We start from the raw sequence: 23843 nt of genomic DNA, 5'->3' as shown, positions 1-23843 counted from the left end.
CCATGCTCTTGTCATTCAGAGGAAGAAAATCTCTATGAATCATTTTTTTCAGTAAAATAGGAGAGCTTGTTTTAATGCCAAACTCTCACTTGACTTCAGGAAGAAAAATAGTTATCTTCCGGTTGTGAAACTGCAAAAGCAGGTTTAATAATGATCACTTTGTTTTGATCATCTTAGTTTAAAGTGTCTGAATTTAGAGTGTTTTACCCTTCAGGATCTTCTCCACAACAGTTTTTTTGTGAATGTTATCGCTGATCCTTGCTTTGTCGATCCACATATCTGCTGGTGACTGTAATCCGGCTGTCTTGTGTGGCATGAACTCAATTCCATCAAGGGCAGGAAGCTCATCACTTAGTGATGGTGGTATGTGTGTTCCAAGATGTGGTTGACCGATGTTTCGCAGGAGCTCCTCGGTAGTGATCTCTGGTTTGCTGTTTGCTTTTATGGTTGTTCTGCTCTTCTCTTCCATGATGGTGGATTGTCTTGCTAACTACTAAAACGTTTCTCAACTGGTAAGTTATATGTAAGGACGCAAGGTTAATACACACAAAAAACGACATTACTTTTCAAGGAGACTTATTTATTGACCACAGTTCTTGGTATAGAAGGCACAGCATGGAACCTGAGTGCAGCAATTGTTGACGAAGACGATGTTATCGCAGAGGTCACGGAAACATATCGTCCGGCGATCGGCGGTATCCATCCCAGGGAAGCTGCCCAGCATCATGCATTGTATGCATCTGCTGTTATCGAAAGGCTCCTGAAGGAATTTAAGGAGAAAGGCCACCATCCAAATGATATTGATGCAATTGCATTCTCACAGGGCCCGGGGCTTGGTGCATGTCTCAGGACCGTTGCCACATCTGCAAGAGCACTTGCAATGTCACTTGATGTTCCTCTGGTGGGTGTGAATCACTGTATTGCACACATCGAGATCGGAAGGTGGAAGACACCGGCAAATGATCCGGTTGTACTGTATGTAAGTGGAGGTAATTCGCAGGTCCTTGCCCACAGGGCTGGAAAATACCGGATATTCGGTGAGACCCTTGATATTGGCATCGGGAATGCACTTGATAAGTTTGCAAGGAGCGCAGGCTTAAGCCACCCTGGGGGTCCAAAGGTAGAGGAATATGCAAAGGGAGCTACAGGCTATGTCAAAATGCCTTATGTTGTCAAAGGCATGGATTTCTCATTTTCCGGACTTTCCACGGCTGCCAAAGATGCGCTGAGTTCTTCTTCACTTGAAGATGTGTGTTACTCTTTCCAGGAGAATGCTTTTGCAATGCTTGTGGAGGTAACAGAGCGTGCACTTGCACATACCGGCAAGAGCGAGGTGCTTCTTGCAGGTGGTGTGGGTGCGAACATGAGGCTCAGGGAGATGCTGGATGTGATGTGTGATGATCGCGAAGCACGTTTCTATGTTCCGGAAAGGAAGTTCATGGGTGACAACGGTGCAATGATCGCATACACCGGCCTGCTGATGTTCAAGTCAGGAACCACCACCCCTATTGAAAACTCACACGTTGATCCAAGCTTCAGGCCCGATACCGTGGATGTCACATGGATCGCTGATAAGCATCAGGAGGTGCTTTGATGTACCTGAGAAGTGGTGCGGAGGCCAATGTAAGCCTTAAAGATGGTTTCGTGGTCAAGGAACGCATACCTAAACGGTACAGGGTTCAGGAGCTGGATGAGAGGATCCGTAAGGAAAGGACGCGAGCAGAAGCACGCCTGATGTCAGAGGCCAGACGGTGTGGTGTTGCAACTCCGATTATTCATGATATCTATGATTATACAATTGAGATGGAGTTCATTGATGGAAAGCCATTGAAATATCTGGTGGATGCTGAGCTGTGTGAAATGGTGGGCGAGGTTATCGGCCGGCTTCACAGCGGTGGGATAATCCATGGAGATCTTACAACTTCCAATATGATCGTAAAGGATGGTCGTATTTACCTGATAGATTTTGGGCTGTCATTCGTCGACGGTTCGGTGGAGTCCAGAGGTGTGGATGTCCATGTGCTTTTCCAGACATTTGAAAGTACACATGCAAATTATGAAGAGCTGATTGAAGCATTCTGTCGTGGTTACAGAAGGAAACTTGACAAAGCAGATGATGTTCTGCTTCGGATAAAAGAGATCGAAAAGAGGGGTCGTTATGCGTAAAATGGTATTTGTTACTGGAAATAAGGGAAAGTTCGGAGAAGCAAAGGAGATACTGGCTGCAAAGGACATTGAGCTGATGCAGAATGCGGATGGCTATCCCGAACTTCAGGAAGATGATCTTGAGCCTATTGCTTCATACGGTGCAAAATGGGCTGCTGAAAAACTAAAACATCCTGTTATGGTAGATGATTCCGGTCTGTTCATCAATGCACTGAATGGGTTTCCCGGCCCGTATTCAGCATTTGTGGAGGATAATCTCGGAAACCAGAAGGTCCTGAAGCTCATGGAAGATGAGGAAGACAGGACCGCCGTATTCAAGTCGGTGATCGGCTATTGCGAACCCGGGGGTGAACCTTCCGTTTTCACAGGTACTGTGGAAGGAAAGATCGCCTTTGAGGAGCGCGGTACCGGCGGGTTTGGATATGATCCGATATTCGAGTACGAGGGAAAGACCTTCGGTGAACTTGGGACTGAGATTAAGAACACATTTTCCCACAGGCGCAGGGCACTTGACAAGTTCTTCGAGTGGCTGGACTGATGCTGTCCAGCCGATTTGTTTTATTCTATCTTTCAGGTGAGTGATCGTGGGCTACCTTCAACGTTTTCTTGAAGATACTCGTGGTGTGGACACCATCCCGCTGAAAATGGTGGTCTATCTTACGATCACTGCTCTTGTAGTGGTGCTTGCAGCAGTTTCATGGAACAACATTTCTCCTGTAATGGATGATGCTGATGTTGACAGGCAGCTGGAAGATGCTGCCCTGAAGATCTCCTCCATACAGCATGGCTATGCCAGGGATATTTCTTCAAAGGGTACGGATGGTTCGATGTGCACTGTGGAACTTTCCATGCCGGACCATGTGAATTATGTCGCTTTCGGAGTTGATCCAGATCCCGATGCTGATGGGAACCTTACGAACACGGCATGGTCTGTGGAAGACAACACTATTCTCTGCAGCTATGCCAGCGGAGTTAAAACACGTGTTCTTATCAGCGGTGAACCAGTATTATTTAGAAAAGGCATTTTTGATGATAACAAATGGGTATTCGATGAGGATGCCTATTCGTATGGGAACATTAGTGAGGGCGTAGTGATAGAAGGTCCGATCAACGGGGAGTTTACCTTCGAGCTTGTTTTTGATGGTAAAAAGCAAACTCTAAGCCATTTCTGATCTTAAAGACTTTAAAAAAGTATTGAATACTATGCTTTTTGAACTTGCATATTTGCAGAGGCTCAATTTAAGGATTAAATGTGGATAAAAAAAGATCATGTGCCGGAATGCCCGGCATGAATGAATGTTGCTCTTATGGCTGGTAATTAAAGAGGACCGCCATCATTCGATGAATCGAACAGAATTCTCGAGGACCTTCTTTGCCTGGTCTTCTGTGAGTCCGGCTCCCATGGCAACTTTCAGGGCTGTCTCTTTTGTGATGAGATTATCTGGACTGTGAGTGTCGGTATCAACTACCATGGTAGCGCCTACCTCAGTACATATCCTTGCAACATGTCCGTTAGTTCTGTTATGCCCGTTCCTTGCGGTGATCTCAATGCAGACATCGTTGTCAATTGCCAGCTGTGCTTCCTCGGTGGTAAGGAATCCCGGGTGTGCGAGGATGTCTACATCTTCACATATCACAGATGCAGCATTGGTTCCAGGTGCAACAGGTTCGACTGGTGATTCTCCATGAACGACCACGATCTCTGCTCCCAGTTCCTTTGCCATTCTTGCAAGGGGTGCGATCTTTGCAGGGTGGACGTGTGTGAGCTCAACTCCCGGCAGTATCCGGATATCCATAACCTCTTCCATGTATTTTGCTTTCTTTACGCATGAGAGTACATGTTCTATGTTAGTATAATCAACATGATCCGTTATTCCAATACCGCGATATCCGAAGGTTACAGCCCTGCGGACAAGTTCGCTTGGGATAAGTTCTCCGTCACTGAAAACGGTATGTGTGTGTAGGTCTATCATTTGCTCACCTGCAAAAATGTATAAAATGAATGGTCTCTAAATGTCATTCCAATATAAATCGTTTTTGTACGAACAATTACCCAACTTATATATCCCATCAGGGTAATATATGTTATGTGGTTATATGATGACAGAAGAAAAATTAACGAATATTATTGAACGATTGAAGGCACTAGATAAGGAAAATGTATTGGAAACTGGCGAGACAATATCTCCCATAACTTCAAGTTCAAATGTCGAAATTTCAATCAAATATGTGAATCATTTGATAAGAAGGAATCGAGTTACAAAAAGTACAATTCATAATATAATTGCAGACTTGATTTTATTATTTAGTCATAATGACATTGAACTGGATTCAATATCGGAGGGGGATATAGACAATTTCTTGACATTCCTCCAAACCCACACTTACAAACGTGGTGGGGTAACAAGACCTCTTTCAGAAGCAACTAAGATGACACGAAAGGCACATTTGCGAGACCTGTTGAAGTTTCTCGATAAGCCTGAACTTGTGGACATGGTTGAGATCAAACCACTAAAGAATGGTCGGAGATTACCTGAGGATTTATTGACTGGCGAGGAAGTGCAGAAGCTTATAGAACATGCAAACTCAATGCGCGACAAAGCACTACTTGCTGCATTGTATGAATCAGGTGCAAGGATAGGAGAACAAGTATCTTGTAAGATTAAAAATGTCCAGTTTGATAACAATGGATGCACTGTCGTGTTTCCTGAGGGCAAGACTGGTGCAAGAAGGATCAGATTAGTTTATGCGGCATCATACCTAAGGCAGTGGATTGATTGTCATCCGCAGAAGGACAATCCCGATGCACCATTATGGATATCACTTGACAAAAAGCAGAAGGGTATAACCACTGATACAGTCCGTAAGAGCTTTAATAAAATTGCTGAAAAGGCTGGCGTCAAGAAAAGAGTAAATCCACATTCATTCAGACATGCAAGGGCAACACATCTCGCATCTCACATGACCGAGCAACAGATGAAGAGTTATCTTGGCTGGACTCCTGACTCCAATATGGCAGGTGTTTATGTTCACCTATCAGGGAAGGACACTGACGATGCAGTATTAGCCATGTACGGTATCAAAAAAGTCGAGACACAGGACGATGCTATGATGCCTGAAAGATGTCCACGCTGCAAAGAGATCAATCCTAAGGCAAGTAGATGGTGCAGAAAGTGCGGTTATGGACTAAATGCTGAAGTTAGGGCAGAGAAGGATGAGGTTTCGATGATGTTAATGGAGAAATTGGTTGAAGATCCAAAATTCAAAGAATTGTTTATGCAACTAAAAGCGAGTGCGTAATTTTTTTTCTCAGAGCCGCACGTAGATTGCGTGTGACAGGATTTATTGCCTCTGCCTATACCATGATATACTCTCTACAAATATCATGCAAAATTAAAAATACCTTTCTAAGATTCTAATCCCTCTAAAACCTTAGTTTCACTGCCGAAACAGGCACATAATAACTATAAATCAAGGATTTTGGAAAACAAGCCGTAACATATCGAAAATGGATCATATCATTTATATACATAGTGATACATTTATACTAAATGTGGAAACACAAATCGAGTCAGAGGAGTCTTGTTCTCCGGCAGCAATCTTGCTGATGTAAAATTACATTCTTTTTTTGGCTCATGTGAGGTTAAAACATGAGTAAAATAAAACCTGAAAACTGGGTCTTAGATGTGGTCTTGAACCATCAGGATAGTTTGGAAAACATGGCTAAGTTTGACGATGGCAGTAATCAGCTATTGGCTAAAACTGCTTTTGAATACGCCAAGGAGGTTCAGGAATGAATCTCAAGAGAAATAGTCTCCCAAAGCATTTAAAGAAGACGTATTCAGTCAATTTTTATGATGAGACAATCGAGCTGGTAGACAAAGCAAGAGGGAGCATATCCCGAAGTTCATTCCTCGATAATTTCGTCTATCAGCACTTGAAGCAGGAGCTGGATAACTAAATCCAAGAAGCAGTAGAAATAAACGACAGGAAGAACCCGTAAAGGATTCATCCCCACTTATTGTTCTTACATAATAATTATGGGATAAGTCCTATTGTACTTTGTGGTTCCTAATTGTGATTTCTGCTGTAAATTATGGATTAGGAGTGCTTATAATGTCAGTGGATGAGATTAAAGTTGATGAGATGGAAGGTAATGTCCTTACAGAAGGTAAGGTGAACTTAACCACCCAATTTTTTGATACACCTTGCTCAATGCCAGATGGATACAGTGTAGGAAGCAGGTACATAAGAGAAATTCGATATGACAAGGAAGGAAGTCCAATCCTTGATGAAAATAGTAATCCAGTCGGATATGAAATATGCGAAACACCTTGCATGCTAACAGGATATAGTTCTGGTATCGATGATAATGAACCATGGTTAGAAGTAACATTTTATGACATATTTGGCAAGGAACATAATGAATGGATTAAGCAAAAAGAAGTATTTACAAGAAAAGGAATTTTTGAAAATCTTATAAGTAAAGGTTTTGTGACTGATGAGAAAGATGCAGGAAAAGTTACAAAATACTTTAGAAAATGTTTGCAAAGCAATTCATCAAAAGGCACATTAAGGCAAGGTATTGTTGCAGTATCCAATGGCTGGAAAGAAGATAATGATTGCTTCGTATATGGTCATAAACTGTATTGTACAACTGGAACAAAGGAAGTAATTCTTAAAGACAGCGATGTAGAAGATTTGCTTGCTAAAAAAGGCACAATTCAAGATTGGGTAAATGGTAACAGAGGATTGTTGGTTTATCCAAAAGTTAGGTTTGTGTGTTATGCAGTAATGACATCATTACTACTGGAATTGCTTAGTGTTCAATCCTTTATAGTAGATTTACCTGGATCAACAAGTACTGGCAAAACAGCAATGTCATTCGTTGCTATGAGCCATATAGGAAATCCACAAAAACTTCAGAATAAAGGTGAAAGTACAGTAGCTTCAGTTGAAGAAAACGCAAAGAAGTTTTCAGACCTTCCATTGTATTATGATGAAACAACCAATTCATCAGATAGCACCTTACAAGCAATAGTTTACACAATTGCAAATGAAACTGAAAAAGGAAGAGCCAAAAAAGATGGTGGATTAAGAGAAAAGGGCTCATGGAAGAATGTAGCCATAACAAATGGTGAGAAGCCAATCATTAATTATGATGGTAATACAGGACAATTTGCACGAGTTATAGAGCTTTATGGTGGAATAGGTCAAAGCGGAATTAAAGAAGCTGTTGATGAATCTAAGCACACAAACAAGAACAATTATGGACATATTGCTGAATTGTTTATTGCAAAGATATTCCAGTACAGGAAAGAGCTTAATAAATGGTTTAGGAAGTACAAAGCTCAATTCCCAATGATGGATAATGACATCAATAATCGATTGATTGATTATTTTGCAGCAATAACAGTTGCAGGTCGGTTGTTGGAAGAAGTGTATAATGATATTGGTATTGAGCGTGTAAATCCGTCAGATGTTACAAATGAGATTTATGAAGAGGCAGTATTAAAGAATCCAGTCAAAGATCAAGCAATTGTAGCATTAGAGAAAGTTCATAATTGGATGGGATCACATACAAATCATTTCATAAATGAGATCAACAAATCAAATGAGCAACTGACAATAGTGGCAATGCAAACAAGAACACCTGTTTATGGATGGTACTGTAAATCCAACGGAATTACATATATTGATTTTAACCAAGCCGAGGTTAGTAAGTTCCTAAAAAGTGAAGGTGTAGATCCAAATTATGCATACCATTATTGGAAAGAGCATGAGATCACAGAAGTAAGCAAGGCCAAGCATGGTAAAGATATAGTGAAGGTTGCACAGCATTTCGATTGCTCAAGACAAAAAAAAGTGTCACAAAGAACAATAAGAATTGAAATAACCAAACTTATGGCGACACTTGAAATCGAATTACCAAAGTATACTTGGTAATTCCCTATTTTTTTCTAAGTTCAGAAATTATGATTTATAATTTTGAAATCACCATCAATAATAAATGTTCATAGTTTTCAACATTAATTTACATCAATGTCATAAAAAATATATTTTATATTTATTCTTATTTTTAATTGTTAATGGTATCAATTTCATAATTTAATAGATGATTTCATAATTTTCAGAGAAAATCATAATTTTAAAAAACACTATTAACATCCATCGAAATACCCAGTAATTATGAAATTATGAAATTATGAATTAATATGTATATACGTAAATGGTATTATCCGACTCCTCTAAAGAGAGAACTAAAGAAAGTTTAAGAAGTCCTATGAATTTGTTATACGTATATAGTTACAATTTGAAAAAAGCATAATTTCATAATTCGTGGCACCCAATACTGATTTCGTTCATAATGCCATTCATAATTTCATAATAGCAGGCTCCTAATACTGATTTTAATTTTTGAAACGCTTCAAATTTCAAGCTAGAATTTAAAAAACCGGTATTAAGAGCCATATTATGAATTCATAATTTGTATTATCAAAATAATACTCATAAAAGATAGCACAAATACATTACAAATATCATTTAACCTTTTACTCCCCACACTTATCAGGTTCTACCACTCAATTGATCTAGGAAATTTATTTTTAATTTCGTAGAGCTTGAGGAAATATTGGTGTAAAGTTGACTGGAATTTCTCGGCTTTTCACTTTGTAGCCTGAAATAGTTACTTCGATAAGAGCGTGATCGATAAGGGAATTAAGACACTTACACGGAGGTAATAAGAGGAATCACCTGACATTTGTCGGGCTATTCTAAATATCGTCCAGTAATTTTCGTAATGATTAGAAGATATAAGGTCAAGAGTATCGGTTGCAATTTTTTGAATTTGGTTTTGATAAGTTGATTTTAAAGTAACGGTAGCATTGATAAGAGTTTTTGGAGGAGTTTGGGAGAAATATAGAGGTTTCGTAGAAGTATGTGAAGGAATAAGGGGCTGAGGATATTGTTCTTTATACTGGGATTCCAGTGCTTCCATTTCTAATTTCTTTTGGTGTTGTTTCTTTTCTTCATCCCATGTTTTTTGTTGTTCTATTCTTTTTTGGTGCTTTTCAAGCATATTTCTAGTAATAACAATAGGGATACCACAGCCGTTTTTATAAAGCCTGGACAATTGTGTTAGTGTGGGTGAGATGAGAGTTGTGGTTGTTTTAAGAAGCTCGTAATCCTCTGTGGTCTTGACATCTATTTTTATGACGTTTATTTTATTGTCTTGATAATGTGCGGTTTTCCTTTCGGTGTCTTCACTAGAATAAAAGATTTCAATAGCAGTCTGAAGTTCTTCGTCCTGCATGAGGGAGATATCAGGTCTAAAGGTAGCTGTTGTTTGTTTTTCTACTTGGACATCATCAACTTCATTGAGAAGAGAGTATTCTATTGTTGCAAAGTTAGGCTTTATGCGACGCTCAGGATAATAATTTGGATAGCTTATTTGAGTGTAGGGGCGGTACAGTTCTTTTTCTTTAGGACAGGTATATTCAATGCATATGTCCTGATTGTTTTCTTTGGCTTCCATTAACATATTCAAGAGAAAGAGCTTGGAATTGTTGTGGATGGCAGATTCGGCACTATGTTCATTGTGATTATAATGAAGAAAATGAGGAGTCATTTTTCCAGGTTTGGGTCTGGCATACATATCTTCTTTGCATTCAGGACATGTATATTTCACTCCGGTTGGTGCTTCGCTTATGTGAATTGGAGTTGTTGTTTTGTGAACGTAAGCGTATTCATACAATACCATGGAAAAAGATTGGGACTGTAGTATATATATTTTGCCTACACCCCAATGTTTTTACGATAATGTCCTATTAATTTTAGTTCTAACAAATCAAGCATTTTGAGTAGTTTGCTTAATACTGATTTTAAATGAGAATGCCGTTTAGATGATGTTTATGTGTGGTTTAAGTGGTGTTTTAGTTGATTTTTTGAGCAGGAAAGGTTTGTGATAATAGTGCATACACTGACACTCAAAATGAGCCACTACGATTATCGAACGTCTACGCCTGATACATTGTATCACTGACAACCCGTTCGATTAGTGTGGAGGATGTATGGGAGGTTCAAACCTTACCCCTCGCATAGTAAGAGGGGGATATAGGTAACTAAGAAAAATGCCACTCTTCTAAATAATAGTTCCATAAGATCGATTATCTTCAATAAGACACCCACAGTAGGACAAAAATAAATAAGGAATCATCTTCGATGAATCTCTTTCTTGATATTTTCCAAAAACATATCATACTCTTGGGATGAAAGGAATCTCATGCTTCTGGAAACACAATTTTTTAAATGCGGGGATATTTACAGCTTTTGGCAGAAAAGAATTGTTGTATTTAGTCCCAAATTTTGTCTAGCTTAGATATTAATTCTGATGCTAATTCGACATCAAAATCCTGCCAAGAGCAGTTGTGGGATTTACAGAAATCTTGAATGATTCTTCGACGGGAAGGAGATCTCAGGGATATTAGGATGTAGTTCTTTTGCCGAAATGTGATGTCTACCATAGTATTTGCCCCCCTTTATCCTTGATCCGAGTCTTCCTCTTTGGATTCAGGAAACCGGTCGCAATCGTTTGAAAAATAAATTTCGTTTGGACAGAGATTGTAGCAAATCCAGTAGTTATCCCGATATTGGCTTCGATTGAATTCATCTTTCGGGATATCTGCAATGTCTCCGCAAGGGAATTTCAGAGGAACCGCTATTGCTATCAATTTTTCTATCAGTCGGGAGGCTTCTTCTTTATACAAGTCATCGATGCTTTCTTTTCCGACTTTCTTGAGGAAGAGATTGGTAAATTCTTTATCTCTTTCGATGGTTGGATAATCCTTCTGCAAGTTAATGATGTAGTCTCTTTGTCGTTCGGTAAGTGAAACTCTTTGTTTTTCGCTGTCCGGTCTGCAAAACCAACAAGTTTTTTCGTCAGTCCGTTTGAATTCGTTCTCGCAAATGGGACATAGATCTAATGGATACCAACTTTTGTGTATTTCATTGTGACAACCTTTGCAGAGAACTAAAACATTATCAAGCGCATTATATTTTTTATTTTCTTTTTCGATTTCCACTTCGATTTTTTCTTTTATGTGATGTTCCTCTTGCCACTCATGGTATTTTTTTGTGAACTGTGCTTTTTCTTCATCGGAAAGCGATTCGATTATCTTCTGCCATTCCATATTTGATTCGTCAATTTCGCCTTTGTGCTGAACTTCTGGAAAATGCCAGTAATGATGAGATTTGTGTCGACATTTGCCTGTTTCTATCAGTTTTCGAGGCGGTTGATTAGCTTCGTACTCCCGTTTGAATTGTATGTAAGCCTCACGGTAGAGACTATGACGAATTTCTTCAGCGGAACTAAAATCGCCTTTGGGGTGATGCAAGCATAGATTTTCTTGACAACCACATTTCTGACACCGATCTCTTTCTTTCAATATCGTAGTGCGCTTTTCCTTCCATTCTTCAGTTTTCCACGGTTTAACCATTTGTATCACTCCCCACATATCTTGCTATAATCGATCAAAAAATGTATATTATCTAGACCTCTTGAGAATCTCTTCAGCTGCAGAACACATGCCGTAGAGGAACTGCGTATTTATAGGATCCACTGAAGAAGGATTTATATCGCTAGCAATTTCTCTTAAATGAGTGAGAAGATTATCTTGTTCATATGGATCTGTGGGTTCAAAATTCGCAACATATTCAAGTTTGTCTAAATTGACTTTTTTAATATTAGCAAGGAGAAAATCAAAGCCCTGCTTAAATTCAATATCCTTCTTGGATTGCACCTCTGCTATTGCTTTTTCAAATTGATCTGAAGATCTCTGATTTATATATCGTTCTATGCAAAGTCGAGTGATTGCCGACCAATTGACTTCTTTAAAATCTTCCATTTTATTCGAGAGTTCATCCGAAATACCAACGGTTATATTCTTGACCATGTTATCACAGTTTACTTTATAATCTGTATATGCTATAAAGTTTTCTGTGAAAACTGTGGGCACTTTATGCTTATGAAAACAAGAGTACAAATAATGTTTATGTGTGGTTTAAGTGGTGTTTTAGTTGGTTTTTTGAGCATGAAAGGTTTGTGATATTAGTGCATATAACTGGCACTCAAAATGAGCCACCACAATTATCGAAGGGCTGCGCCCGACACAATATATCATTAGACTTCCGTTCGATTAGTGTGGGGGATGTATGGGAGGTTCAAACATTATTCTCCACATGAACATTCTTAAAAAAAGAGTTATGCGGCTTTTGTCCGCATCAGATTTAAATTATCATTGCAAAGTTCAAGATGCTTATTCATCCTTTTTTTGAACTTGTTTTTATCATGATTAAATTCTTTGTATGCTAAAAATATTCTTGCACTATCGCCTAAGGCTTTATGTGGTTTAATTAGATGTTTGTATTTATCAGGTACATTATACCTAAAATTTGAGGACATTATTCGTGTTTCTTTGTTACGAAATTTTATGGCTTCTGATACTTTATCTAATGATAATAGCATATCCATATCATACTCATCCTTGATTTCGGTTTGCATATCTACCCACTCGTAACCTTTTGTATTAATTTTAGCTCTTTTAAAGGCGAATTTTTCCATACTGTCGCCGAAGAATACTAGTTTATCAATTTCTTTCGTTTCTAGAATATGATTCATAAAGAAGCTAAAATCTCTATAAGCTTTTCCAGCTATTCGATAAGCAGTCTTTTTTTGCTTAGCATTTAATGTAAAATCTTTATCAATCTCTTTGTTGTACTCATTCTTTTTGAGATTTGCAACCGAAGCTTCTACACCAACTTTGTTGCCGTATTGATCCGTCACATTTCTCCATCGCTCAACATTAATATCATAAACAAATCTTCTACCAGAATAATCAATAGAATTTGTATTCTCATTATAGAATGCAATACCGATTTCTGTTGGCATTGATATTCTTTTATGAGATCCATGCACATGCCCATATTCTAGATCAACGAAAGCTATCTCTTCACTAGTACCACATTTCATACTTATCACCAAAATTCCAACAAATTTATTCGACAACTATTGACATTCAAACTTCTATCCAAAAAATGTGGGATACATAAGCATCCCTACAAAACTTATTTCTTAGACTTAGCGGCTGCAGCTTGTGCCCTTGCTTTAAATCCCTGGTTAGTTCCAGTTTTGTCTGCATGGGACTGAATTCTTGCGGCAGCTTTCTGATCCATTGATTTTTTAGACATTTTTTATCACCACTTTGAGAAGGGATTTACATGTTCATAAAGCATTTTGAAGAGTGGATTGTAAGACTAAATTGTTGACTAGTGAACTTTTTGTTAAATCACTTCACGAGTTGTAAACAAATATATACTGGTATACTACTATCCACTAGTCATGGAAGTGGTGAATAGTATGAAAGAAGAAAATTTGACAGAAAAAGAATTAGATGTGCTTGCATATTTTATTGAAGCTGAAAGTTTTGTGATGAATAATCACCAGAAGTTCTTAGAGAATCCGATTATTTTTGAATGTGAAGATGGAAAAGAACACTATTTAGCATATCCTGCAAAAGTTGCAAAAGATTTTCACAAAATAATTTATAAAGAAATATCAAAAAAATGGGCAGGAACTGTTTGTAACAGTCTATATGAAAAAGGCATTCTTGATTATGAAGAGATTAAACCACCTCGTCAAAGGAATACAACTGAGCACTATTTCTTGAAAAGTAATTTAGAAGCATTTAGAACAGTAGCAAATTATATTACAAAAAATACTGAAGGTTGGTATTGCAAACAACTCTTTTCAAAGGCTTATTTTCAACAAAACATCAGTGAACAATTAGTTCAAGAAGTAATGGCTGAGAAAAAGGTAGAAATTGGTAGGGATATCGATTTTTGGCACTGGAAACCAACTGAAGCAGAGCAGCTCTTTGCTGAATGTAAAAGAGCAAATGAAGCATCTTTTGACAAATACATTCAAAATAGGGTAATTGAAAAATATTATCAAAAAAAATCAACATCTTTCCCACCCGGAATTCTTCTTCGTTTCCCTGTACTTAATATGAATAAAGAAGGAAAAAATAACCTTAGCACAAACAATTATCAAAAAATAGTAGAACTTAACAAGCGTTCATTTGGAGAATATACTTCACTTCAGCACACTAGAAGTGGCATTATAGAACATTATACCAAGTTTCAAAGAAGAAACTGGATACTTCCTTTGCTTGCTTTAATTAAATCATCTCCAATAGCTTTACAAGAATTTCTTAATGGTGACTGGGATTGTTCAAGTAAAAGCTGTTGCTCTTATTCTAAAGAAGGAAGTGAGAATTTTAAATACCATTTCTTTAGACTTCTTTTTGCAACAATTAGTGATCTTGCTCTTACAAGAGATGTGGAAAATAGTGATGTTTCTTTTGCAGAGTTTAGATCAAGTTCAAGACATAAAAACGAAAAGGACAACTATCTTCTTAAAATTAGTATGAAATCTTGGCTAAATACTTATTTTGATGGTGGATTTGATACACAACACAATTACATTGGGACAGCGGAAGGAGATATTTTTGAAACTCCTGATGAAACATATTATTGGGCAAAAGCATGGATTGATTATCCAAATAAACATTCTTCACATTTCCTTGGCTTGAAAGACATTATAAATTTTGAACAGTTTGTGGATAGACTGCTTGAGGAAAACAATCAAATGGGGAGATTTATCTTTGAGAGAATTGCTAATTATATGAAAAATATCTTGTTATATCTTAAGGCTTTAGATAAAATTCCCGAAGCATTAAAAGAAGATTTACTTTTTGAGATTAATGATATAATTTTTGATAATGATTTTTCAAAAGAGCAATTATACGATGATAGTGAAATCAGTGACTACACAAAACATGAAATAAACCATTTGAGACAATCCGAAGAATCTGACTTTTATGAACAAAGTCTTATCCACTCTATGAAAAATGGTGTAAATCGTTTGATACTAGAGGACGTTTTTGAAGGTATTATTGCTAAAAATTCGTGGAGGTTAAATAGAGAGAAAGAAGGTGAAGAAAATGACTGGTAAATTCGTCCGTTCTGTAAACTGGCATATAACCAGTCGTTGCAATTACAATTGTAAATTCTGTTTTGCTAAATACCTTGGTAAAGAAATTAAAGACATAACGATTGCAGCAAATATTTTAGAAAAGCTAAATGACATTGGAATGAAGAAGATCAATTTTGTAGGTGGTGAACCTCTGCTTCACCCACTTATCTTTGACCTAATTAGAATTGCAAAAGAAATGGGCTTTTTAACATCTATTGTTTCTAATGGCTATTACCTTAACAGAGAATCAATTGAAAGATTGTCTCCATGGTTGGATTGGATTGGGCTTTCTGTAGATAGTTCTTATGAAGAGATACAGAGTCAATTGGGTCGCGGGGATGGAAACCATATTAATCACATATGCAATGTAGCATCTCTTGTGCATGATAATAATATCAATCTGAAAGTTAATACTACCGTGACTAAATTGACTTTCACAGAAGATATGAAACCTCTTATTAAAGAATTAAATCCGATGAGATGGAAAGTCTTTCAAGTACTGCCTGTAATGGGACAAAATGAAGAACATATTGAAGAACTAAAAATCTCAAATTGTGAATTTAAACAATTTATCCATAATAATTGTAATCTCAGACTTGCACAAGGTGAAATGCCGGTATTTGAAACAAATGATGATATGGTGGACTCGTATTTCATGATTGGACCTGATGGTTCAATAGTAAAGAATTCGGGGATGGAACATTCAATACAACCTATGGATTGTGATTGTATTGAGCAAGTTCTTGAGGTTGTAGATTGGGATAAATATTGTGGAAGAGGAGGAGATTACTGGAATAACTAAGAGAACTTTTCCATTAACTAAATTGGATGTATAAGAAGTCCAGGCCATAGTATATAGTTCCACTATTGATGAAATTAGTATTAGGTGTATATTCATGAGTAATGAAAATAATTTGGATGAAAATATTGCTACGATTAAATTTTTTATTAATGCTTCTAAATATCATTACACAAATTTAAGAAACAAATTAGCTGAAGATAATCAACCTACAATTAATAAGGAAGCATTTGAGGGAATGGTGGGAAATCACAAAGGACTTGAGATAAGAGTGCCGGCAACAATAGAATTCACGGAGGGGTATGCAATTGAGCTATACGAATTTTATTCATTCGTTAGTGCTGTGATGGCTTCGGTAAATAGCATTATCGATTTAAAATGTAGAGTTTATGATTGTTATTCTGAGCATTATTCGTTTTCATTTGGACAGTACATGAATCCGCAAACCCGAAAGAAGAAATTACCATCATTTGCGCCATCCGATGCACATGAGTTAATCACTGAAAATTCTAACTGGATTCAAGAAATTAAAGAAATAAGAGACATTGTACAACACAAACCGATCCAAGAATTTATTGTTGCTCATCTCTTTTTCAAAGGTGAAAGGGATGAAGATGGAAATATTGAAGACAAAAGTTTCGTGGAAAAATATGTACCTTTAAAGAATGAAGATCAGAAGGAGATTTCTGAATTTTGTAATAGCAATATAATCAATCTAGAGAATTTCTGGAACGATATGAAAATGAAACTAAATATTGATGTATATTAATGTACATCAACATTTTAATCAGAAAGAACTCTCTAAACGTCGATTAAAACAAATTCAATATTGCATACAGTGCAACAATGATCAGTAATAAGCCCACTATGTACTTTGACAAACTTGATTTTTTGTTAAAATCGCTTGCATAAATAACCTGTTTAGTACTACGATTTCTAGAACCTGTGAAACCGTCTACCTCTATCTCTGGATGACTATCTTCTATTGATATACTCTGGTCATCTGATACAACTGTTACCTTTTTGCCAGTGCATTCATGTTTTTCTGGGAGACGGTGATCTTTACAGAAAAGCTCTCCGCAACGGCGGCATTTGAATGGGATTGCAATCGTTTTTGAATTGAAAATTTTAGTCCCACGTTCATAAGAGTAATCTCCACCCTCTATAACATTCCCACAATAGAAACACTCAGTTCTTGACTCATCATTCGAATTGTTTTCAGACATTAAGCAACCCCGATCAATATTTTACCATTTATGTTGATTCTATAAAAAGATTACATAATTGTTTAAAATATAATAACTTAATATGAAAAACTGATGACTTACATACAATTTTTCGATTTGTAAATTACACCCACCCTCATATGTCGACCAACTTCCGTTCGATAAGCACATGAGATTCTGGAGCCCTTGTTCTTAATTTCTGATTGTATCATTGGAATAAATTTACTGTGTACGGCTCGAAGCTTGAATACTATATATACCTTTAGACAAAAATTATAAATGTCTGACATGCATACATGAGTTTGGAAATAGTAACAAGTACTCCGGCTCTTACTTTCATTTTGTAAGTTGATGATTCATACTGCCATGCGTTTCCACTAATAAGGAGTAAGGCAGTATGAATACAATAAGAACAAAGTATGACAAGATAGTAGTTGATAAAATTGAACATGAGCATCTCAGTCAGTTTATGATTGAAGAATCGGAGTATAAAAGTGAGGTCTATTTTTCTTTAGCAACCTTCACAATTCTGATAACACCCATAGATGCTATACGAGATCTTCTTTTGAAAGTACTTTATGACTCTATTGAACCACATCTAGATTCAGCTATTAAAGAAAGAATTAATCCGTATGTTTTTGCATATAAGTTCTTCCGCGAGAAGTATGTTGAGTATCGCGAAACGCAGAATCCAATATACACGATGTTTGAACCACCCACCCCTGAGGAAAATAGGAAATGCTTCAATAATGCTTCATTGGAACTCTCAATAGAAGGTTCAAAAAGATTCCATGAATATGATATAAAAATACTGAAAGGAAGCGCAGATAATTCCGAAAGAATGAAAGTCATTGAGCGTTTAAATGCTGAGATTGCTGAGGCTGAGGCTGAACATAAGGCAAAAGCCATGTTGGAGTGATCTCAATGAACACAATAACAAGATATGACCGCGAAGCAATCAGCGAAGAATCATATCATCGGGACTTATATCGCAGCACCCAGGATATGTTTCTAAATATGAGGATTAGCTGGATGATGTCGATTCTTTTTGCGGGCATGGTATATGAAGAACTTAAACCACAGATCGAAGCAGGCATTAAAGAAAAAATACATCCTGAGATTCTTGCATACAAACTATTAAGTGAAAAAGTCGAAAAGTATGCAAATACAAATGAGTGGTTTAAGCATGAATATGCCAGTGACTATACTGATGAGTCTACTGGCAAATTGATGTCATTCAATGACATTATGTTGAAAATGGACATTATTAATGCAAAGGAAAAGTTTGGTAAACGCAAGGATTTAGATTTAGAAATTACACGTCAACTCATTATAGAAGATGACTCTAATCTTAGTAATCTTAGTCTTTATACCGATGAAATTGTCAATGCAGCAGCAGAACATAAGGCAAGAGCTATGTTTGACTAATTTGGTGGAGGTTCTATCTTCACACCAATACCTTTTTTTCAATAAAACCCGTTACACGCGTTCATTTTATCGAGATATTGAGGCACTGTGGGCACATCTGGCGATACTTGACCTTCGTTTCCTGTAAAAATAGTGAGGAGCAAAAAAAGCTATAGACTGTATCATACAGTCCTTTCCAAGTATCTTACTGTGCAGAATCTGCTACATAAAAATAAGTCTATTAGAGGCATTTTTGACTATCGATATAAATCTTAAATATTTACAAATATTCAATTTTACAAACTCTCCATAGCTCTTTATAATTGATATTGAAATATTAAAAAATAAGTAGCACAACATGTTGTTGCTTGCTATCGAAAATTGATACAAATTGGAGAGGAAGAATATGGATATTTCAGCAATTAAGAGATATGCGAAAAAACGGGAGAAGGGCGATGCAGCAGGCGTTACAACCGTAATAATCAGATGTGCTGCAATACTTATAATAGGAATTATCGTTATGAACTCAATCGTGAAATCTGCATCACTTCAGGAAGGAGAGTCATTATACAATCTAAGTCAATCGGTCATTGCTACCATAGGGTCAGGCTATGCTTTAAGTGCATTATTGATAATTTCATTGGGAGCCACTATTGTGATGAGATCTATGGAAATTTTGTAATTACTAATGACTAAAATAAATTTATCCAGGATCTTCTGATTGAAGCTGCACAATTCTCATGATCGCTGAATGTCCATTAATCTCCTCATTATTTTTTTTGTCAATTCAGATTTAGATTATAGTGGCACAATTTTATGGAATATTCCGATTCTCCTTCCCATACAGCCCTCTGTGACAAGAGATCACAATGAATTGATACCAATTTATAGGTCAGGTAATAAAATCCCTCATACGCTTTCATTTTGAGGGTACGGATATTCCGTGCATAGTCTTGGTAAAATTTCTAGAAATACTAAAGATAAGGGCCGTATGTGCCTGTTTTTGCTAACAATGTATCGAATTCTAAGTCTTAAATTTAGTGTAACATCTGTAAAATTTAGTATTTCTTAATCCCACTAAAAATAAGGGCAAATTGCATTATTAAAGCTTCACAATTGAGTAGATGTTGTCCAAAAATAAAAAATGATCATCACTTTAAACGCCTTACCATCTTCCTTCATAATCCACAATCAAAGCTTGAAAACCACCTACTGGTACTTTTGTAGAGGTAATTCTTGAAATTTTATGCTTATATTTGTCTTCAATTAGGTGATACTGATTTAAGTTTACAAGTATTTTGTCAGTATAAAAGGTAGGAATGTGTCGATTGTCAGACTTTTTTCCAATCAATCCACAAACCCAATTTTCGTTTTTCCTTTCAAAATTATCGATAACATAATCATCACCTTTAAAATCAGACTGTAACAGTTCCACAGAAGACAAATCCTCATCAACCTCTTCAATAAAATTTGGGACAAATCCAATGCTTTCAAAAAAATCTCTATAAATATTATCATAGGGTATACTTGAAAAAACAAATCCGACAGTCAAGTAATCCAATGTGATCTCTTCATCTGCAGTTCTCTTGCTATTCGGTTGTGCATGGATATAAAATATGGCATTATCTAATTCATCAACAAAACAAGCTGATTCACGATGATGAATATACCTATTGTTTTTTTTCAATTTAGCATATCTATGATCTTGTTTTTCCAAGGCATCAAGGAAATTTAATGGGCCATGTCCAAACCAGTTATATTCTTCTTGACAAATTCCAAAAGCTGAGAGATTGTGATTAACTTGAAAAATAGAATAGTATTTCTCAATAATTTTTCTTAGATCATTAATTGTGATGCGGGGAAGTAGTTTATCTAAATAGTAGGCTTTCCTGTAAAAATGATTGAATGTATTTGCATATATTATACAATCGCCAACATCTGCAAATGTTTTAGATTCAATATATGGAACTTCTCTACTATCTTCATAGATTATATGTTGATTGTTTTCTCTGGTTAGAATGGATTCAATGTCAATTGTATTTGGAACTGAAGTTATTTCAATACCTGGATAATTTAGAAGTTCATCCAATTCCATTGTTCGAGTAGTATTTCCATGTCTTATGTACCATTTTTCATTGGCTTTAATTGGACGACGAGCCTTTGGTATATTGATATATGCGACATCTCCCTCGTCAAAGTTCACAATCTTGACTTCTGGTTCAATTGGAGGGTGACAATTTTTAGAAGAACTCCCCATTATCCTCTCAATGTCTTTATTTCCAATTGTTACGCCTTCGATTTTACAATCATCAGTAACCCCTAATAGTACTTTACCACCATTATAATTTGCAAAAGAAGAGAGAGTCCTAGCCACATCCTGACCTTTATTTATAAACTCTTTTTGTTTGAACTCAACAGCAGGATTTTCACCATTTTCAATTAACTTCAAAACTTCTTTTTCTAAAGACATAGAATAATCATTAAAAGAAAACATTAAAAACTTTATGATATGATTAATTCGTTTAGGAAGAAAACGTAATCAAAATAATCATGTCCTGTCAAATAGTATTTTTAAATATGGTAGCGACAGGCAAATATCACAAGTACAATTATTTGAAATTTCTAATTTTTAGTGAACTCTATGCGATATATCCAAAGAGAGTTACCTATGCAGAGCTTGCAGAAAGGTTAGAAATGGATAAAATGAGTATAGCACCTATGTTAAAGAGTTACAGCGATTTTGGTTATATTAATCGAAGAAAAAGGAAAGCTTCTGATTCAAATAGGAAAGTTTACAGTTATCAGCTAAATATCCTTGGAATTGAGACATGTCTGAAATTAAGTGCTTTATACAACATGGGAAGGGAACTTAATCTTCGCAAGCTAAATAATGATAAGCCATTACAAAAAATTGATTCTTATACAGGTATCACACGGGCAGCCTGCGAAGGTAATACATGAACATAAATAGTTGAGTATATATGATATTCTATTTCCTTTTTTAAGTATTAGGTATTATTCTTATTTTGCGTGGACTGACATTGCTGTACCATCCTGATTCCCATGTATATCCACCACATTAAACGTTCTCTTTCTGATGATACATTGGTATACCTCTACCTTCTAACTCGTTGTAGCCTTTCATTATGAATTTAACATTTCAGAATTCTAGTTACTCAACATTCTATGATTGAAAATTTGTGAGGTAAGTATTATATCTAAGAACTGCCTACAGATTGTTGTTTGCTAACAGATGAAAATAAGTGATCTGTTATTTTAATATATTCGGATAAGGGGTGAGAACAATCATGATGTCTAAATTTAGAAATTTCTTAGCAATTAGTTTACCGATAGCGATTATTGTATGTGTATTAGCAATAATGAAATCGTGGTATACAATTACTGGATTTAGTTTTGTTTATATCTTAGTAGGTGGACTGTTCTGGAAATTTATAAAATAAGCAGAACTAATTTTACTTAACTAAATAGAATGTTCAATGGGAGGGTTGATCTTTCAGATAACCTCTCATAGTTCTCGCACATTAATCGTTCTTTGATTGCCTGATATCATGATATAAGGAACATAAGAAATATCTATTATTTTGATACCTGGGAGGGAGCTTTTATGTTGACTTCAATTGCATTAGGTGATCTGTTTAACCTCTTTGGGTCTTCCATAGCTTTTATTCTTTTAGCACTAAAAATTATAGAATACAGAAGAGATAAAATAAAATTAGATATCGATTTAAATCTTCTTTCTTTTTCTACAATATATCCAAATGAAGAAAGTAGAGCTTATGGTAGTGTTGAAGACACATATGTTTCTATTATAGCAGATATTAAAAATACAGGAAGGCAGCCAACAACGGTTTCAAAAATTGTTCTTTTCTCAGATAATGAGAATTTTTCAGATCTTAAAATGTTCAATGAATTAGAAAATAAATCTCAGTTTTCTGCATTATCCTACACATTTATTCCAATAAGAGTTGAAGCTAATGATAGAATTGAGATGAAAATCTTTACTTCAAAAAATATCTATCTTGAAAACTTTGAATCTATGAATTGTACTATTGAATTCACTACAAGTCACAAAGTTATAACAAAGAGATTAAAAGTTACAGAAAAAAGAGCTTAATCTATCTTCATAGTACTGATATCATGATGTGTATTTCGATTGTTTCAATCAAAGAAGGATTTTACTGCTGATATAGCTATAAATATTCCAAGGATGGAAGCAACAAAAGCAATTAATCCTATTCCAAATTTTAAAATGTTGAGATGTTCTTTTTGCATATCTCCCCACTTATCATCTTCGACAGGAAAAGTATCTTCATCAATATCATCAGCTACTATTTGAACTAAGCCGATCTTATCTGTAGGCACATTATAGACTGTCCCGATTACTGTGAGAATCACAAATGATATTATAATTGTTACAGCCTTAATTTTGTTATCCATTGATTCAAATAAAGGAATGTGTGCATATAACTATTCTTACTTTTTATTTCTCATGTACATCTCTTGTGCTTATCGTTCTCTTATTGATTGATATCATGGGATGGGTATGTTGTTTACCTTATATTCAGTTAAAAGATATGGTCCTCTTACTGTCAAATTTCATTTCTTTGTAAACATATCTATTAAATCCATCATCAAAATCATAATAGAACGTATAACTTTCGACATCATGAATTATTCCACATGCATCGACATAAGTAAATGTAAAACTAGTATTTTCTGGAGTATATGATTTATTAGCTTTTACAGATATATGCCATGAGTCTGTATCATCTTTTGGCAATGCATATCCGAATCCAAGTTCATTCTCATAGTCTTCATTTGATCTTTTCATAAAAGATATTGACTCGTCTTTGCAATTAAACATTAAATAATAAGATCCTGGTTTGCCACCATCGTTAGATACTTTGAAATGAAAGTCACTTGAAGAGTAAGTTGGTATGTATTCAGGCGGTTGAATTTCATCATGAATCATTTCAGGAGATAATGTATATAATGCCACTCCGACAGTAACGGCTGCACCAAGGATGGCAACAAATAGGGTTACTTTATGGCCTGTTGACAAACTCATAAGAGATATGATGCTTCAAGCACACATAAATAGTTTTTTGCCTTATAGAAAAAGTTAATAGTTGTT

The 23843-nt window shown here is 35.9% G+C and carries 27 protein-coding genes; 16 read left to right on the top strand and 11 right to left on the bottom strand.

Translation table 11 applies throughout. From position 1 onward, the window contains the following. Window positions 1-193: 193 nt before the first annotated feature. Window positions 194-469, bottom strand: a complete 276-nt coding sequence (locus E7X57_RS10705; RefSeq protein WP_135612951.1) for a hypothetical protein — start codon at window positions 467-469, stop codon at window positions 194-196. A gap of 114 nt (window positions 470-583) precedes the next feature. On the opposite strand from E7X57_RS10705, the gene E7X57_RS10700 reads away from it, so the two are divergent. The 4 genes from E7X57_RS10700 to E7X57_RS10685 are packed head-to-tail and all read left to right on the top strand — an operon-like array spanning window position 584 to window position 3338. After that, entirely contained in the window at window positions 584-1594 is a 1011-nt protein-coding gene (locus E7X57_RS10700) for a bifunctional N(6)-L-threonylcarbamoyladenine synthase/serine/threonine protein kinase (protein WP_135612950.1), read from the top strand. Continuing rightward, window positions 1594-2166 carry a Kae1-associated kinase Bud32 gene (locus E7X57_RS10695; RefSeq protein ID WP_135612949.1) on the top strand — a complete coding sequence of 191 codons (573 nt, stop codon included), beginning with the start codon at window positions 1594-1596 and terminating at the stop codon, window positions 2164-2166. The genes E7X57_RS10700 and E7X57_RS10695 overlap by 1 nt, the downstream gene beginning before the upstream one ends. Next, window positions 2159-2704: an XTP/dITP diphosphatase gene (locus E7X57_RS10690; protein ID WP_135612948.1), complete on the top strand. Its 546-nt coding sequence runs from the start codon at window positions 2159-2161 to the stop codon at window positions 2702-2704. The genes E7X57_RS10695 and E7X57_RS10690 overlap by 8 nt, the downstream gene beginning before the upstream one ends. Before the next feature lie 46 nt (window positions 2705-2750). Further along, complete coding sequence (locus E7X57_RS10685; protein WP_244603681.1) at window positions 2751-3338, top strand: hypothetical protein; 588 nt, start codon at window positions 2751-2753, stop codon at window positions 3336-3338. Window positions 3339-3500: 162 nt separating this feature from the next. On the opposite strand, the gene E7X57_RS10680 is transcribed toward E7X57_RS10685, so the two are convergent. Further along, on the bottom strand, window positions 3501-4139 hold the full coding sequence (locus E7X57_RS10680; RefSeq protein ID WP_135612947.1) for a histidinol phosphate phosphatase domain-containing protein: 639 nt from the start codon (window positions 4137-4139) through the stop codon (window positions 3501-3503). A 388-nt stretch (window positions 4140-4527) separates the two neighbouring features. Here E7X57_RS10680 and E7X57_RS10675 point away from each other — a divergent pair, with 388 nt between their 5' ends. The 4 genes from E7X57_RS10675 to E7X57_RS10670 all read left to right on the top strand — a co-directional run bounded on the left by E7X57_RS10675 (window position 4528) and on the right by E7X57_RS10670 (window position 8112). Next, complete coding sequence (locus E7X57_RS10675) at window positions 4528-5466, top strand: tyrosine-type recombinase/integrase (protein ID WP_167880986.1); 939 nt, start codon at window positions 4528-4530, stop codon at window positions 5464-5466. 350 nt (window positions 5467-5816) lie between these two features. Then, window positions 5817-5963, top strand: coding sequence for a hypothetical protein (locus E7X57_RS12575; protein WP_167880985.1), 147 nt, complete (start codon window positions 5817-5819; stop codon window positions 5961-5963). After that, on the top strand, window positions 5960-6127 hold the full coding sequence (locus E7X57_RS12570; protein ID WP_167880984.1) for a hypothetical protein: 168 nt from the start codon (window positions 5960-5962) through the stop codon (window positions 6125-6127). The genes E7X57_RS12575 and E7X57_RS12570 overlap by 4 nt, the downstream gene beginning before the upstream one ends. A gap of 155 nt (window positions 6128-6282) precedes the next feature. Continuing rightward, window positions 6283-8112: a DUF927 domain-containing protein gene (locus E7X57_RS10670; protein WP_135612945.1), complete on the top strand. Its 1830-nt coding sequence runs from the start codon at window positions 6283-6285 to the stop codon at window positions 8110-8112. A gap of 739 nt (window positions 8113-8851) precedes the next feature. Here E7X57_RS10670 and E7X57_RS10665 read toward each other — a convergent pair. The 5 genes from E7X57_RS10665 to E7X57_RS12900 all read right to left on the bottom strand — a co-directional run bounded on the left by E7X57_RS10665 (window position 8852) and on the right by E7X57_RS12900 (window position 13410). Continuing rightward, window positions 8852-9925, bottom strand: coding sequence for a hypothetical protein (locus E7X57_RS10665; RefSeq protein ID WP_135612944.1), 1074 nt, complete (start codon window positions 9923-9925; stop codon window positions 8852-8854). Between the two features lie 778 nt (window positions 9926-10703). Continuing rightward, window positions 10704-11660: a hypothetical protein gene (locus tag E7X57_RS10660; protein ID WP_135612943.1), complete on the bottom strand. Its 957-nt coding sequence runs from the start codon at window positions 11658-11660 to the stop codon at window positions 10704-10706. A 48-nt stretch (window positions 11661-11708) separates the two neighbouring features. After that, the gene (locus tag E7X57_RS10655; RefSeq protein ID WP_135612942.1) at window positions 11709-12179 is read right to left on the bottom strand and encodes a hypothetical protein; all 471 of its coding nucleotides are present in this window, start codon (window positions 12177-12179) and stop codon (window positions 11709-11711) included. Window positions 12180-12424: 245 nt separating this feature from the next. After that, window positions 12425-13192, bottom strand: coding sequence for a hypothetical protein (locus E7X57_RS10650; protein ID WP_135612941.1), 768 nt, complete (start codon window positions 13190-13192; stop codon window positions 12425-12427). Between the two features lie 95 nt (window positions 13193-13287). Then, a complete protein-coding gene (locus tag E7X57_RS12900) occupies window positions 13288-13410 on the bottom strand; it encodes a hypothetical protein (RefSeq protein ID WP_256369420.1) in 123 nt (40 codons plus the stop codon). A 169-nt stretch (window positions 13411-13579) separates the two neighbouring features. Here E7X57_RS12900 and E7X57_RS10645 point away from each other — a divergent pair, with 169 nt between their 5' ends. The 3 genes from E7X57_RS10645 (at window position 13580) to E7X57_RS12565 (ending at window position 16824) form a co-directional block, all read left to right on the top strand. Continuing rightward, entirely contained in the window at window positions 13580-15235 is a 1656-nt protein-coding gene (locus E7X57_RS10645) for a hypothetical protein (protein ID WP_135612940.1), read from the top strand. After that, the gene (locus E7X57_RS10640; protein ID WP_135612939.1) at window positions 15225-16058 is read left to right on the top strand and encodes a viperin family antiviral radical SAM protein; all 834 of its coding nucleotides are present in this window, start codon (window positions 15225-15227) and stop codon (window positions 16056-16058) included. Before E7X57_RS10645 ends, E7X57_RS10640 begins: the two co-directional genes overlap by 11 nt. Before the next feature lie 94 nt (window positions 16059-16152). Continuing rightward, complete coding sequence (locus E7X57_RS12565) at window positions 16153-16824, top strand: hypothetical protein (RefSeq protein WP_167880983.1); 672 nt, start codon at window positions 16153-16155, stop codon at window positions 16822-16824. A gap of 43 nt (window positions 16825-16867) precedes the next feature. Here the strand turns inward: E7X57_RS12565 and E7X57_RS10635 are convergent, their stop codons facing one another. Next, a complete protein-coding gene (locus E7X57_RS10635) occupies window positions 16868-17281 on the bottom strand; it encodes an AN1-type zinc finger domain-containing protein (RefSeq protein WP_135612938.1) in 414 nt (137 codons plus the stop codon). A gap of 397 nt (window positions 17282-17678) precedes the next feature. Here E7X57_RS10635 and E7X57_RS10630 point away from each other — a divergent pair, with 397 nt between their 5' ends. The 3 genes from E7X57_RS10630 (at window position 17679) to E7X57_RS10620 (ending at window position 19370) form a co-directional block, all read left to right on the top strand. Next, window positions 17679-18200 carry a hypothetical protein gene (locus E7X57_RS10630; protein WP_135612937.1) on the top strand — a complete coding sequence of 174 codons (522 nt, stop codon included), beginning with the start codon at window positions 17679-17681 and terminating at the stop codon, window positions 18198-18200. A 5-nt stretch (window positions 18201-18205) separates the two neighbouring features. Beyond that, a complete protein-coding gene (locus tag E7X57_RS10625; RefSeq protein WP_135612936.1) occupies window positions 18206-18709 on the top strand; it encodes a hypothetical protein in 504 nt (167 codons plus the stop codon). Between the two features lie 385 nt (window positions 18710-19094). Then, on the top strand, window positions 19095-19370 hold the full coding sequence (locus E7X57_RS10620; protein WP_135612935.1) for a hypothetical protein: 276 nt from the start codon (window positions 19095-19097) through the stop codon (window positions 19368-19370). 483 nt (window positions 19371-19853) lie between these two features. Here the strand turns inward: E7X57_RS10620 and E7X57_RS10615 are convergent, their stop codons facing one another. After that, complete coding sequence (locus E7X57_RS10615) at window positions 19854-21158, bottom strand: helix-turn-helix domain-containing protein (RefSeq protein WP_167880982.1); 1305 nt, start codon at window positions 21156-21158, stop codon at window positions 19854-19856. 107 nt (window positions 21159-21265) lie between these two features. On the opposite strand from E7X57_RS10615, the gene E7X57_RS10610 reads away from it, so the two are divergent. Together E7X57_RS10610 and E7X57_RS10605 are read left to right on the top strand one after the other, a co-directional pair. Continuing rightward, on the top strand, window positions 21266-21649 hold the full coding sequence (locus E7X57_RS10610; protein ID WP_135612933.1) for a hypothetical protein: 384 nt from the start codon (window positions 21266-21268) through the stop codon (window positions 21647-21649). A gap of 664 nt (window positions 21650-22313) precedes the next feature. Continuing rightward, entirely contained in the window at window positions 22314-22823 is a 510-nt protein-coding gene (locus E7X57_RS10605) for a hypothetical protein (protein WP_135612932.1), read from the top strand. A gap of 44 nt (window positions 22824-22867) precedes the next feature. On the opposite strand, the gene E7X57_RS10600 is transcribed toward E7X57_RS10605, so the two are convergent. Together E7X57_RS10600 and E7X57_RS10595 are read right to left on the bottom strand one after the other, a co-directional pair. Then, the gene (locus E7X57_RS10600) at window positions 22868-23146 is read right to left on the bottom strand and encodes a hypothetical protein (RefSeq protein ID WP_135612931.1); all 279 of its coding nucleotides are present in this window, start codon (window positions 23144-23146) and stop codon (window positions 22868-22870) included. A 124-nt stretch (window positions 23147-23270) separates the two neighbouring features. Then, on the bottom strand, window positions 23271-23777 hold the full coding sequence (locus tag E7X57_RS10595) for a hypothetical protein (protein WP_135612930.1): 507 nt from the start codon (window positions 23775-23777) through the stop codon (window positions 23271-23273). Window positions 23778-23843: the final 66 nt, after the last annotated feature.

Origin of the sequence: Methanococcoides sp. AM1 (genome assembly GCF_900774055.1) — an archaeon.
Classification (GTDB): Archaea; Halobacteriota; Methanosarcinia; order Methanosarcinales; family Methanosarcinaceae; genus Methanococcoides.
This window is presented reverse-complemented; position numbering and strand designations above follow the sequence as displayed.